At 39.4% G+C, this 14159-nt stretch carries 14 protein-coding genes; 2 read left to right on the forward strand and 12 right to left on the reverse strand.

Features of this window, described 5'->3' with window-relative positions:
* Window positions 1-155: 155 nt before the first annotated feature.
* On the forward strand, window positions 156-593 hold the full coding sequence (locus LDM98_RS00005) for a hypothetical protein (RefSeq protein WP_223897018.1): 438 nt from the start codon (window positions 156-158) through the stop codon (window positions 591-593).
* 149 nt (window positions 594-742) lie between these two features.
* Window positions 743-1387 carry a site-2 protease family protein gene (locus tag LDM98_RS00010; protein ID WP_223897020.1) on the forward strand — a complete coding sequence of 215 codons (645 nt, stop codon included), beginning with the start codon at window positions 743-745 and terminating at the stop codon, window positions 1385-1387.
* A 70-nt stretch (window positions 1388-1457) separates the two neighbouring features.
* Here the strand turns inward: LDM98_RS00010 and LDM98_RS00015 are convergent, their stop codons facing one another.
* From LDM98_RS00015 to cysS, 12 genes are all read right to left on the reverse strand, one after another.
* Entirely contained in the window at window positions 1458-1988 is a 531-nt protein-coding gene (locus LDM98_RS00015; RefSeq protein ID WP_223897022.1) for a hypothetical protein, read from the reverse strand.
* Window positions 1985-2500: a hypothetical protein gene (locus LDM98_RS00020; protein WP_223897023.1), complete on the reverse strand. Its 516-nt coding sequence runs from the start codon at window positions 2498-2500 to the stop codon at window positions 1985-1987. Before LDM98_RS00020 ends, LDM98_RS00015 begins: the two co-directional genes overlap by 4 nt.
* 359 nt (window positions 2501-2859) lie before the next feature.
* The gene (locus tag LDM98_RS00025) at window positions 2860-4029 is read right to left on the reverse strand and encodes a hypothetical protein (RefSeq protein WP_223897025.1); all 1170 of its coding nucleotides are present in this window, start codon (window positions 4027-4029) and stop codon (window positions 2860-2862) included.
* 345 nt (window positions 4030-4374) lie between these two features.
* The gene (locus tag LDM98_RS00030) at window positions 4375-5508 is read right to left on the reverse strand and encodes a hypothetical protein (RefSeq protein WP_223897027.1); all 1134 of its coding nucleotides are present in this window, start codon (window positions 5506-5508) and stop codon (window positions 4375-4377) included.
* Window positions 5509-5663: 155 nt separating this feature from the next.
* Window positions 5664-6221 (reverse strand): CDP-diacylglycerol--glycerol-3-phosphate 3-phosphatidyltransferase, encoded by a 558-nt coding sequence (gene pgsA, locus LDM98_RS00035; protein WP_223897029.1) that lies wholly within the window; start codon window positions 6219-6221, stop codon window positions 5664-5666.
* A gap of 201 nt (window positions 6222-6422) precedes the next feature.
* Window positions 6423-7202 carry an enoyl-ACP reductase gene (locus LDM98_RS00040; protein WP_223897030.1) on the reverse strand — a complete coding sequence of 260 codons (780 nt, stop codon included), beginning with the start codon at window positions 7200-7202 and terminating at the stop codon, window positions 6423-6425.
* A 1-nt stretch (window position 7203) separates the two neighbouring features.
* The gene (gene dapA / locus LDM98_RS00045) at window positions 7204-8097 is read right to left on the reverse strand and encodes a 4-hydroxy-tetrahydrodipicolinate synthase (RefSeq protein WP_223897031.1); all 894 of its coding nucleotides are present in this window, start codon (window positions 8095-8097) and stop codon (window positions 7204-7206) included.
* A 10-nt stretch (window positions 8098-8107) separates the two neighbouring features.
* Window positions 8108-9364 (reverse strand): pitrilysin family protein, encoded by a 1257-nt coding sequence (locus LDM98_RS00050; RefSeq protein WP_223899048.1) that lies wholly within the window; start codon window positions 9362-9364, stop codon window positions 8108-8110.
* Window positions 9365-9432: 68 nt separating this feature from the next.
* Complete coding sequence (locus LDM98_RS00055; protein ID WP_223897032.1) at window positions 9433-10497, reverse strand: quinone-dependent dihydroorotate dehydrogenase; 1065 nt, start codon at window positions 10495-10497, stop codon at window positions 9433-9435.
* A 42-nt stretch (window positions 10498-10539) separates the two neighbouring features.
* Window positions 10540-11043 carry a hypothetical protein gene (locus tag LDM98_RS00060; RefSeq protein ID WP_223897033.1) on the reverse strand — a complete coding sequence of 168 codons (504 nt, stop codon included), beginning with the start codon at window positions 11041-11043 and terminating at the stop codon, window positions 10540-10542.
* Between the two features lies 1 nt (window position 11044).
* Window positions 11045-12748: an ABC transporter ATP-binding protein gene (locus tag LDM98_RS00065; RefSeq protein ID WP_223897035.1), complete on the reverse strand. Its 1704-nt coding sequence runs from the start codon at window positions 12746-12748 to the stop codon at window positions 11045-11047.
* The gene (cysS, locus tag LDM98_RS00070; protein WP_223897037.1) at window positions 12748-14157 is read right to left on the reverse strand and encodes a cysteine--tRNA ligase; all 1410 of its coding nucleotides are present in this window, start codon (window positions 14155-14157) and stop codon (window positions 12748-12750) included. Before cysS ends, LDM98_RS00065 begins: the two co-directional genes overlap by 1 nt.
* Window positions 14158-14159: the final 2 nt, after the last annotated feature.

Below are 14159 nucleotides of genomic sequence, written 5' to 3' on the forward strand. Positions count from 1 at the left end.
TTTGAAATCAGAATCAGCTTTTTTTCTTCGTGTTAACCCTTAATATCCCTCTTTTTTTGGTAATTTGCAAGTGGCTCTATTTTATAAGGTTTTAAGAATAAATCAATTCGGATATACTCTTAACACTAAAATATATCTATAGTGGAAAAATAAGAATGAAAAAATACTCAGTTTCTATTTATGCATTTTGCATTAATTTATCTGCTTTTTATATTGCTAGTGGACTAACACAAATATTCATAGAAATAATTAATGGCAATGATTTTAATATTATAGAGGCTTTTATTTTTGGTGGTTTAGGAGGATTACTTTTTAATCTTTATACTTTTATACCTATCTTGATAGCTTTGGGTTTAGTTGATTATTATATTTATAAAAAGAAGAATTTACAGCTTTTCATTCCACTTCAAACTATTGTATTTTTGGGTTTGTTAATTTACATGATATATTTTTCAGAACCATTTTGTGTAGTAGAAGAATTTAGAGATCAATGTATTAAAATTAGCGTAGCTGGTATATTGACCTTTATTTCAATATTTAGCATTGCACAATATTTTAAATATTTGTTTTTTGTATTCTCATATCAGAAGTGATCGTATTTATCATACATAATTTACCTAAATTGACCAAAACCTTATAATTTAACATAGTTTATAGCAGTGAAGAAGTCCTTATAAAGTTATATATTTTATAAGGTTTTGAGAATTAGAAATTTTGATATACTCTTTAACGGAGATTATTAATGAATGAAACTGAAATTATCAAAATCATTACTATAATTACTGCACTTATGATTGCCATTATTGGTCATGAAATCATGCATGGTTTGGTTGCTTACAAATACGGTGATAGCACAGCTAAAAATAGAGGTCGTCTCAAAATGAATCCTCTTGTACATATTGATCCTGTAGGAAGCATTTTGGTTCCAGGTATGCTGTTTTTCTCAGGTGCTCCTTTTATATTTGGTTGGGCAAAACCTGTACCAATCAATATTTCAACCGTTATGAGAGATGGTGGTACCAATGCCGCAGTAGCAGTCTCATTAGCGGGGATTACCTACAACTTTGTATTGGCAGCCTTTTGTGCAGCCATCCTTCAACTATTTTCTAATCCAACTTCTGCTACTGAAGTCTTCATCGCACTATTTTTATACCAAAGTGTTGTTATCAATGTATTGCTTGGGGTATTTAACCTGTGGCCAATTCCACCGCTAGATGGAGCAAATGCGATAAGATACATAGCTCAGGGTTTGAAATGGAGAAAATTTGCTATATTCTATGATAAAATATACCCCTATGGAATGCTCATACTGGTAGCCGTACTCTTTACCCCTCTATCAAAGATGATATTTGAACCAGTACAATGGATCGTGAAGTGGTTACTTTAAACTACATAACATCAACAGTTGGTAAATCTTACAAATAGACAAACGCAGAAATCTTATAAATTTATATATTTTATAAGGTTTTTATAGTTTGTTCATTGTTTCTATTTTTTAACATCGTTTTGACATCAAAATCACAAGCTTCTGCATTCCAATTTGATGGGCTGCTTCCATATACACCACCACTTAATGCTTTATTGTATTCAAAATATTTTTTAGTACGTTCTTTCGTATTATAAGTATAATTTTCACTATTTCTAACGCCATTCATAACTTTTATACCCTGATGTTTAAGATACATTCTACAGTCAATTACTCTTGATCCTTTTCGCTCTAGTTTCAATGCATCTGATAAAGAACTAGCTAGTATTTCTTGATCAACTCTAGCAAAAGCCAACATCAATTCAATCTCAATAGGTTTTATATACTTCTTAATTATTTTTCTCTCCACATCATCTCTAACGCCATTATTATTACTATCAATACCAAGAAGTGTAGAGTTATTGATTATAGGGTCTGGTTCAGGTGGTAGAGTGTGTCCATTTATGGTTTCGGAATAAATGTTTGAAGTTAAAAGTAGTAATACTAGTGCAAGTCTTTTCATAGCTGAACCTTTAAGTTTCCATTTTCATCAAAAATGCAATTCATTTTATCCGGTACTATTACATTATCAAAAACCTTACCACTGAATGATGCATTATATCTTTCATAAGCTACACGTCTTTTAATAGTATTAAATTGAATTTTCTTAATTTCTTTTGATGTGGAGGTGTAATAATATTTCACTTTAAACCACTCATAAGTTTTTTCCAAATAATACTCACAGGATAAAGATTTATCAGATAATTTTACATATTTATGTGCTTGACTAATATCTGATATTTGAGTTTGAAGCCTATTAGCCTCTTGTAACATCATCCCTCTTTCAATAGGATGCTTGTATGTCTTATATATCCAACGCTCCACATCATCTCTCACACCATTGTTGTTCGAGTCTATTCCTAACAATGTAGAATTATTGATTTTAGGATCTGGTTCAGGTGGGAGGATGTGTCCGTTTATGGTTTCGGAATAAATGTTTGAAGTTAAGAGTAGTACGAGTGCAAGTCTTTTCATTATCTATCCTCTATTTTATACACTCAATTATATAGAATATTATTCCTTCAAAACTGAAAACCTTATAATCTAACATATTTTATAAGGTTATTCGCTATAGCGATGTTTGCAAGGTATAATTTTGTACCCTTCAATAGAAAACCTTATAAAATGTCCTATATAGGTCTATTTTATGTGGTTATTTGTTTTTTGAAATTACTTTACTACTTTCCATTTATGATTGAGTTTGTTACGTGGATTTATATTGCTTATGGCATAAGTGAGGAGCATTAAATGTAAAGAGTTAAAAAAAAGGGCCCGCACACTCTCGGAAGAGAGTGGTGTATTCAAAACGGGTTTTTGGAGATTACAATGTTTGATTAAAATTTGTATGTTGCGATAAGCTCAAGTGCTTGATTGTCACCTGATCCGTCACCATAATCAGTGTTAGAGTAGATAGCATCCAGAGAGATACAGTTAGTCAGTCCATATCCTAAGATCAAGTCGAACTCAGAACCTTCTTCCCCTGCTACAGTTTCTTCATAGTTTACATAATCTGCAGTCACTGCAAACCCACTAAATTCTGTTGAAGCTTCCACTTTGAAAGCATCACCAATTGCATTAGAACCTAAACTGTTCCACATAGTAGTATAGATAGCATCATTATCTATAAACCCTGCAGGCGCATCTGCAGTATGTACATATGCACCCATGAGGTCAAATCCACCTACTGAACCTGATGCTTTGATACCGTATACATTTGACGCATCACCTACATCCCAATCAGTATTTACATACTGAGCAGCAACATCGATACCTGCAATTTTCATACCTGCATCAGCATAAACCTGAGTATAACTCAAATCATAAGCATCATCTACATTATAGTACCAGATACTGGCATCAAATGCATCGCTATACGCTGCACCGACTGTCCAGTTGTCTCCTTCAAGTTCTTCAAAGTCTACACCGGAGTTCACTCCTCTAAATTCTGTAATGTATGAAGCCGTTAAAGTAACATTAGGGATCGATTTGTTCATCACAGTATATGCTTCATACGAACCTGAAGCTAACAACCAGTCAAATCCGCTTATCTGTGGTGTGAAAAGTAGTTGACGACCGAGTACGAAAGTCGTATCACCATAGGTTGCAGTAATGTTAGCAACGTTCAAGAAAGCACCCGTGTCTTTAGGATTATCTGTCCAATATTCAAAACCACCAAAAGAGATACTTTCATTCATGAGGTTTGAATATCCAACGCCTGATAGGTTACCTATGATACCATCCATGATCTTATGTGACACATCTACAGTGACGGCTGCTGCCAATGAGCTGGTTTCTTTATCAAAAACGCTATTTGCGCCAAAGTTATCATCAGTGTAATAATAAAGTACAGCTTTACTATCGATCGTTGTGTTACTGTTACACGCTGCTGCTTCAACAACCGGTGCTTCTACTACTGGCTCTGCTGGAGCGATGTCTCCACCTGCAAATGCCGAGCTCATAGCTAACGCTGCGACTAAACTCAATTTTGTCCATTTCATATTCATATTATTTCCTTGTGTTATATTTTGGATAATAAAGTGTAACATAGTGTTAACAAAAAATGAACGGGTATGTGATTATTTTTTAATCATTTGAATATATTTTTCCAAACTAAGTAGATAGATCGAATTGATTAAAAATAAGTAGCACTGATGAAAATATATCAAAGAGGATGTTCTTTGAATGAAAGTGTTTTTATTGCTTGATCTATCAGGTTATCTATTGGTTCATTCATACAATCTTTCAAATTATTATGAGGAGATAGTCTAAAGCTATTTAAGGGAGTGACCCGAACACTCTCCGAAGAGAGTGGCGTATTCAAACGGGTTTTTGGAGATTACAATGTTTGATTAAAACTTGTAGTTTACATATAGTTCAAGCTGATTTACATCTTCGTTAGGATCCCAAACAGTACTTTGAGTGTTCGTATAAACAATTCCAGCATCAATAGCATCTGTGAAGTCATATCCTAGAACTACATCGAATTCGTAGCTGTCATTGTCATAATCTGCATAAGAAACTTCAGCAGCGATATCCATGATCGTTGTTGCAGCAGCCACTTTAAATGAATCTATGTCATCACCAAGATATTGGTTAGCTACTGTAGTATTCCATTGGTTAGTGTAAAGGCTGTTCCAACCAACAAATCCTGTACTGTTATCACTTAAGTTGACATATGCTGCACTAAGATCAAATCCTGAGATTGATGTAGATGCCATAATACCGTATGCTGTTGAATCTTCAAAAGTATCAAAGTCCGTATCTACATATTGACCTTCTAGTTTGAACGAACCAAAGTTGTAACCAAGATCAGCATAAACCTGAGTATAAGCACCAGCATCTATGTTATAGTACCATACGCTACCATTGATAGTCTTGTCATCATATGCTGCACCAATGGTCCAGTTGTCTCCATCAAGAGAATCACCGAATTCACCACTGTTGTTAGCTCTGTGTTTAGTTACATATGATCCAACAAGTGCCACGTTCTCTATAGAACTGTTCACTACAGTATAAGCTTCAAATGCACCCGGTGCAAGTAACCAATCATACCCTTGGAGCATTGGTGTACCGAGTAATTGACGACCTGCTACTAAAGTAGTGTCTGCATAGGTTGCTGTTAAGTTCGCTATTTGGAAGAAAGCACCTCTTTTATCACCTCCTTCAAAATATCCCCATGTATCTTGGTTCATCGTATTGATGTATCCAACAGCTGAGAAGTTTGCTGTCAACCAATCAGTAAATGAGTGAGATACATCCAGTGTTGCACCAAAAGCCAATTGTGCTTGGTCCCCGAACATGTCATCCGCTGGAAGGCTATCATCAGTGATATAGTATCCAGTTAATTTACCAGCAATAGTTGTAGCTGAGGCAGCCTTAACGACCGGTGCTTCAACAACTGGTTCTACCGGAGCAATGTCTCCTCCTGCAAAAGATGCGCTAACAGCTAACGCTGCTGCCAAACTTAATTTTGTCCATTTCATGTTTTTCCCCTTGTTTTGAATTTTGGATAAACAAGTGTAACATAAGGATTAACAGAAAATAAATGAGATAGTGATTAATTTTTAACCAATTTATGAGATAGATAGAGAGGCTAAAAGAAAATAAATAGAAATATGATTAATATTTGGTTGATTTGCTAGATAGAGGTATGTTTAAAGAAATCCCTGACATATTCATAGCCGGAATAGAGGGTCAATGCAACAGCAGACCATAAGAGAAGTTCAGCACCGGGCCATTGCATCAGTAAAAAACCTATGGCAACCATTTGGGCGACTGTTTTGACCTTCCCCATCCATGATGCGGCAATATCAAGCCCCTGGCTGACGGCTGACACTCTAAGTCCGGTAATAAAGAGTTCCCGTGTGAGTATAAGGAAGATGGCCCATGGTGAGGCAGACCCAAGCATCATGAGTCCTAAAAAGCCTGCCAGTGTCAGCATCTTGTCTGCCAAAGGGTCAAGGATCTTTCCCATGGTGGTGATCTGGTTAAAGGTACGTGCGATATAGCCATCAAAAAAGTCAGTTGCTGAGGCTACCACAAAGATAAAGGCTGCAAAGTAGTTGAGCCATGAAGGGTGTATACCATGAAAGAGAGAGGCATCCTGGTTGACCAGAAAAAGGAACATCACCGGAGCCAGAAGAAGACGTATGAATGCTAAGATATTTGGAATGTTCAATATTTGTTGTTTTGCCATCATCTTACTCCTGATAATATATGAATCCTCTCGTCACTTTTTTCTTTTTGTACTGCGACAAAAAAGAAAGGAAAGTAACCAAAAAAGAAAAAACGCAAGCGACAAAGACTGATTCAAGTTATTAAAGTACTGACTAGCCTAAATGTATCTTGGACATAAAAGTGTACATTGGATTTTTCTTTTAAGTCTGTATTTCCTATTTTAGCGGAATGTTGTTCCACCATCGACAACAAGTGTTTGACCCGTGATCCATGATGCTTCATCCGTACAGAGGAAATAGACAGAACCGGCAAGGTCTTCTGGACTTCCCATTCTGTTCACTGCTGAGCGTTTAATGGTTTCGGCTTTGACCTCTTCATAGTTTGTAAAGGCTTTTAGTGCATCTGTATCGATTGGTCCGCCGGATACAGCATTGACTCTGATCCCCATTTCTCCCAGTTCAACCGCAGCGTAACGGCTCATCGCTTCAACTGCTGCTTTATTGGTACCGTGACCTGCATAGTTTTCGATGTAGATAAGGTTACCGGTTGAAGAGAGTGTAACGATGGCACCACCGCCTACTTTTTCCATACGTACGGCAGCTTCTTGTGAACCGCGTACAAATGCACCTACAGTTGCAGTATAGATGTTGGTTAAACCTTTACTAGGTCTGAGTTTCATGAATTTCCCATAACCACCTACGACTGAGCGACCGTAGATCATAGCATTAGAGACAAAGAAATCGACTCTGTCAAAATCCTTATCGATCGCTTCAAACAGTGGTTTGAATTCATCAAGTTCTAATATGTTCAGCGGGTATGCTCTTGCCTTAACGCCGTATTTACTCTCCAGGTCCGCAGCAATTGTATCGGCCGCTTCTTTGTTGGAGTTATATGTAAATGCGATATTGACACCGTTTTGAGCAAATTTTTCGGCTACGGCTTTACCGATACCTTTGGTTGCTCCTGTGATGACAAGTGTTTTACCTTTCATTTCTGACATATTACGCTCCTACTATAGTGTATTTTTTCATAATTTCTTCGATCTTTTTCATATTCTTACTGCTTGGGGGAACAAGTGGCAATCTGTATTCGAGTGTATCGATCAGTCCTGCGATGTACATCGCAGCTTTGATGGGGATAGGATTGCTTTCACAGAAAAGCACTTTGTTGATCTCAAAGAGTTTATCATTGATGGTTTTGGCTTTTACAAAGTCACCTTCAAGCGCTGCATGAGCAAGCTCTGCTTTCATATCTGGTAAAAGGTTGGAAGTCACGGAAGTAATTCCCTTTCCTCCGCTTGCCAAAATAGGAAAATCAATAGCATCATCACCTGAGAATACATAGAGATCAGGTATTTTTGCCAAAAGTTCAACCGTTCTTTCTATAGACCCTGTCGCTTCTTTGATACCCATAATGTTCTCAACATCATCATAGAGTCTTTTGACTGTGTCAGGCAAGATATCTACCCCTGTACGTCCTGGTACATTGTAAAGCATGAAAGGTACTTTTACAGCAGAAGCGATCGCTTTATAGTGCTGGTACAGTCCTTCCTGGCTTGGTTTGTTGTAGTAAGGACTCACCGAGAAGATCGCATCAGCACCACACTCTTCTGCATGTTTAGCGATATCAATGGCTTCATGTGTAGCATTGCTGCCTGCACCTGCGAGGACTTTGGTTTCAGTACCCTTACAGACTTCAACAGCTATCTCAATACATCTTTTGTGTTCATCATGACTCAGCGTTGCACTCTCACCTGTCGTTCCTACAGGGCATACCGCATCGATCCCATGGGCTATTTGTCTTTTGATCAGTGTTGCAAAAGTTGCTTCATCCAATGTACCATTTTTAAATGGAGTAATCAGTGCTGTGGTCGCACCCGTAATATAGTTACTCATATCTACTATCCTAGTTTTTTTTCAAGATCACAGTCGTTGAATAATTGTGATCAAAATACTTTTTAGCGGCATCGCTAATATCTTTGAGCGTAATTTTATCTAATTTCTCTTCATATTCAAGTAAAGGCTGTATATTTCCCTTGACAAGGTAGTCTCCGTAGAGCCCTGCCACTGAACTTGAACTCTCCAAAGAGTAGATAAATTCTGCTTTTGTATTGATCTTGACCTTATCAAGTTCGGCTTGTGTGACATCACCGTTTTTGATCTTTTCAAGTTCGGCAAGTATCTCTTTTTCCAACGTTTCCAAAGATGCCTGAGGTGAACACATCGCCATAATGAGGAAAACACCGGGGTCCGCAAGTTCCATGTTGTAGCCATAGACCTGGTTTGCCAGCTGCTTTTCATTCACCAGTGTTTTTTCGAAACGTGAACTCTTTCCGGCACTGAGTATATGGCTGATGGCAGAAAGTACTACCTGATCATCATGTTCATAGTTAGGGATAGCATAGGTGATCGCAAGTGTATCCACCTGATTGCTCTCTTTATGCAGTACGGCCCTTTTGGCACCATCTATTTTAGGTTCGACAGCGGTGACCACCGGGATCTCATGTTTATTTTTAATGTGTCCAAAATATTTTTCTGATTCTTTGAACACTTCTTCCGGTGTGATATCTCCGGCCACGACTAAAATGGCATTGCTTGGCTGATAATAACGATGATAGAAATCTCTGATATCTTCTATTTTCCATGAAAGGATATCTCCCATAAACCCGATAGGAAGCCAATGGTAAGGATGGTAGACAAAATGTGTATTAAAGACCCTGAAGTAAAGGTAACCCATAGGATTGTTATCGGTTCTCAGACGTCTCTCTTCAGCGACCACATCACGCTCTTTTTGGAACTCTTCATCGGTGAGTTTGAGGTTATGCATCAGTTCAGAGAACAAGTCAAGGCTCAGTCCGAGATTCTTACTGGCAGTTTTAATATAATAGTGTGTTTTGTCAAAACCGGTGGCTGCATTATTGACACCTCCGCGACTTTTTACGATCGTGTCAAATTCACCCTCTTTGAGTTTATCTGTAGATTTGAAAGAGAGATGCTCAAGCATATGTGCCATACCGCTTTTACCCATCACTTCGTTTCTGCTTCCTACTTTATAGTAGATATCTGTAGTGATAACACCCGAATCGTTATCCATAGGGATGACAACGATCTGCATCCCGTTGTCCAATGTTTTTGTAAAATGTTCTGGCAATGAATTGGCCATTGATACTCCTGTTGTGATCATAAATCCGATGATAAATGTATAGATAAAGTGCCTGAGGCTTTTGAGGTTCATTTGTAATCTGCTCCGATAGCTTCGCTGATATGTTTATAACCATCTTTTTGTAAGAGTTTAATTAAACCTTCATTGATCTCTTTGATCAGTGCCGGACCTCTGTAGACAAGCATACTGTAAACCTGTATTAAAGATGCACCGGCTTTGATACGTCTGTAAGCTTCTTCTGCAGAATCTATACCTCCTACAGAGATGAGCAGGGTCTTGCCATAGAGTTCTTGACCTATGGCTTTGAAGAGCTGGTACGATTTTTCTGTAAGCAGTGCCCCGGAAATACCGCCGAAGTCTTTGGCATGCGGTGTTAAAGAGTAATCTATCGTTGTATTGGTAGCGATGATCCCAGCAGCACCTGCCTCTACCGCTGCTTTACACAGAAGAATGGCATCTTCAGGTTCCATATCCGGAGCGATTTTAAGCAGCACAGGCTGGGTGGTGATCTCTTTTGACATTTTAAAGATCGCATTGATGAATGCCTCATTTTGCAGATCTCTCAGACCCGGTGTGTTTGGAGATGAGATGTTGATCACGATGTAGTCACCGTAATTTTTAAATGCTTTGAAAAGTATTTCATAGTCATCTAGAGCATCCTCTTCAGAGGTGAGTTTATTCTTCCCGATATTGATGCCCATAGGGTAGTCAAAAAAGTAGAGTTCTTTGAGACGCTGCAGCATATAGTGGCTGCCTTTGTTGTTAAATCCCATGGCATTTTGTATGGAGTTGTCTTCTATGAGTCTGAAGAGCCTTGGTTTAGGGTTTCCGTCTTGCGGTTTTGGTGTCACCGTACCTATCTCAGTAAACCCGAAACCCATGGTAGGCATGGCGGTGATGTATTGGCCGTTTTTGTCAAATCCTGCCCCTAATCCCACAGGATTCTGAAATGTACGTCCGAAGATCTCCTGTTGGAGCATAGGGTGGGTCACAAAGTTCCGGTTTTTCACATAGCGCAGAAGTGCAGGGCAGTGGGCAATAGCTCTAAGCCCAAAACCGGCAAGACTGTGTGCTGTCTCAGGGTCAAGTTTAAAAAGGATTTTTTTGAGATTTTGGTAAGAAAAAAGTGACAAAGGAGACTCCATAGTTATAGTGGGCTTATTATAGCAAAATAATCAAAAAAAGTAATGTAAAGAGAGGCTGGCACCCTGCATCGTATCGAGTGGATCAAGACCTGATACTTTATAGTAATGATAGGAAAGATCTACATCGATCGTTGCTGTGGCATAGATCAGGAATCCGAAATTCCCTCCATAATAAACCCCGTCATTATCTAAAGAAGCGTCCTCATCATAGTGAAGGTATCCGACAGTGGCACCAAGATAAGGTCTCAGTTTTGGGGTTTCAAAGAGTTCATCAAGCAGTATTTTATCTATTTCTATTGCAAAAGTTTGAAGATCATTATTGCCAGAGAGTGTAAACACAGTACGCCAATCCATGGTTTGTTTACCATAGCGAAAGCCTACAAGCGTTTCATTCTGGCTGGATGTCCGGTCCAGTGATTTCACATCTATGGAATGCGTGGCCAGGGTGGCTCCTATGAAAGGAAATTGTTCACTCTCCTGCTGTGCAGACAGGAAAGTACATAAAAAAGTAAAGAGGAGGGTGAATCGTAGCATATTATAAACTCCTGGATAATTTTTGATAGGTCGAACACTCTTGCAGCAAGCTTTGATGTGAACCCCTGCAGATGATCTCTCCCTTTTGAAATACCAAGATGGTATCGGCATCTTCTATGGTGCTTAATCTATGTGCGACAGTAAAGGTGATCATCTCTGATTTTAGTTCATGTAAGGCTTGTTGTATCAGGGCTTCACTTTTGTTATCCAGTGCAGAGGTCGCCTCATCCAGTATGAGGATATCCGGGTTCTTATAGAGTGCACGTGCCAGAGCGATACGCTGTCTTTGCCCTCCGGAAAGGTTGTCTCCGCTTTCAGATAAAAGTGTGTGTATCCCGTCATCTAATTTGCTGATGAACTCCATAGCATGTGCTTTCTCCAGTGCCTCGACCACACGCGCTTCATCTATCTCTTCACCGTAAGCCACATTGGCAGCGATGGAGTCGTTAAAGATGTAGATACGCTGTGTCACATAGGCTATCTTTTTATGTAACGAAGTGAGTGTGAAATCTTTGTTCTCTGTGCCGTTGATAAAGATCTTTCCTGAACTTGGGTCATAAAAACGTACCAACAGGTTGACCAGTGAACTTTTACCCGCACCACTGTCACCTACCAATGCAATGGATTCACCTTTTTGGGCTTGAAGGGTGATATCCTTTAATGCCGGAATATCATCGTAATGGAGTGAAACATTTTCTAACGTGATCGTTTCAATAGGGTCTAAAAGTTCATTCCCCCCTGATGTGATGTAAGGTTTTGTATCAAGCAGTTCCTGCATACGTGTATTGGCAGTGATGGCATCTTGAGCTTGATTGTAAAGGCTTGAAATACGTTTTATGGGATTGTAAAGCATAAAAAGTGCCGTAGCAAAAGCAAAGAAAGCACCCACCGTCATATGTCCATCAATCACCTCTTTCCCTCCGATATAAATCACAGCACCGATGGCGACAGAACCTAAAATTTCCATGACTGGAGAAGTGAGAGCATTGGTCCTGATCTGTTTCATAATAAACTTAAAAACATTTTGGTTCTCAATAGAAAAACGTGCATGTTCATATGGTTGAGATGAATGAGATTTAATCACCTCAATGTTAGATAAGATCTCTCCCAATCGCGAAGTCATATCTGCAGTACTCTCTTGAGAAAGTTTGGAGTATTTACGCATTTTTTTAGCAAGTTTTGATAGTGGGAAAAGGGCGATTGGCATGATGACCAGAAAATAAAAGGCAAGCTTGGGACTTTGATAAATAACATACCCTGTGAGCGCGACAATGGTTAAACCTTCCCTTATGAGATCAGGAATAATTTGAGCCACTAAGGATTGTATACGTGATATATCATTGGTTACACGAGAGAGTATCTCTCCAGTATGAATCTTTTTAAAAAATGTCATATCCAGATAGGTGAGATGTAATACCAGTGTATCCCGCAGTTTCCTTACGACATCCTGGCCGATATATGACGTATAGTAGGTTTGTATATATTTACCTATACCCTGAAGCATAAAAACACCAACCAAAAGAAAAGGCATGAGGGTAAGCATTTCTACATCTTTGTTAATGAAGACATCATCCAGTACAGGCTTGATAAGGTGTGCACTCCCTGCAGTTCCCGCTGCAACGGCGATCATCCCCAGTATGGCAAAGAAAAATTGTCTTTTGTAGCCTGAAAGATAGGGGAGATACTGTCTGAGAAGGTCTCTCATTACGCTTTTTCCCAAAGTGTGCCATCAGGCGTATCCATGATCGATATTCCCAAGGCTGTCAGTGCATCACGGATGGCATCGGAACGTTCAAAGTTCTTCTCTTTTTTTGCTTCACTACGTTCAGAGAGCAGTGTTTCTATCTGTGTTTTAAGGGCTTCATCCACACCGATCTGGAAGTAAGAGAAAGGCTCTTTGCTACCAAAACCAAGCAGTGTATCGATAAATTCAATGTTCGCCAGTGTCTCTTTTTTAAGGGCTTTATTTTGCGGGTTTGTATCAAGGTCTTCATTGGCAGCAGCCACCATTTCATCTATCACGGCTAGAGCGATGGAGATATTCAGGTCATCGCCCATCGCATCAAGCAGTGCCTTTTTGAAGCTTTTGTTGACTGCAGAAGCTTTGCCCGGACTGACACGTTTTTTCAGTCTGTAGAGCTTGTCAAGTCTTTTTTTTGCGGTCAGTAGATCTTCTTCGTTAAAATTAAAGTCATTTCTGTAGTGTACCGAGTTGAGATAGTAGCGCAGGACTTCTCCGTCATAGACTTTGAGTGCATCCTTGAGAAAAAAACTGTTTCCTAACGACTTACTCATCTTTTCTCCGTCGATCTGTACAAAACCGTTATGCATCCAGTATTTTGCCAGTTCATGTCCTGTGGCACAGCGGCTCTGGGCAGCTTCATTTTCATGGTGGGGGAAAAGCAGGTCAGCACCGCCAGCATGAATGTCTAGACTGAACTCCTGTGTCCCATGTGCATGCGCAAAGTGTTTTTCTATCATCGCTGAACACTCTATATGCCAGCCCGGACGGCCTGAAGAGAAAGGTGCATCAAAACAGATGTCTTCGTCTCCTTTACATGCTTTCCAAAGGGCAAAGTCTTTGGGGTTTCTTTTTTCAGATGTATGTGCTACACGGCTCTGGTTGTCTTCATCTTCACCTACCTGGTGTGATATCTCTCCATAGTGCGCATCTTTACTGGTATCAAAGTAGACATCACCCGAGGAGATGACATAGGCGATATCTTTGTCGATAAGGGTTTGTATCATGTTCTCTATCGCCTGCAGGGACTCTGTGGCTTTTGGTTCGATATCAGGACGCTGTATACCGAGTGCTGCCATCTCTTCAAGGTAACGGTCAATGTAAAAAGCGGTAAGCTCTTCCATACTTTTACCCGTCTCTTCTACCTTTTTGATGATCTTGTCATCGATGTCGGTAAAGTTCTTCCCCAGAGTGACGTTGTAGCCAAGTGCTTTGAGTGTACGGGAAAGAAGGTCAAAGGAGAGGCTGCTTCGCGCGTGGCCTAAATGCGCATCATCATATACCGTAGGTCCGCAGACATAAATGCTTGCTTCACCTTTACGGATGGGTTCAAAAGGAAGTTTGGTTTTTTGTACGCTGTCATAGATGTGCATAA

Source organism: Sulfurovum sp. TSL1 (genome assembly GCF_019972135.1).
Taxonomy (GTDB): domain Bacteria; phylum Campylobacterota; class Campylobacteria; order Campylobacterales; family Sulfurovaceae; genus Sulfurovum.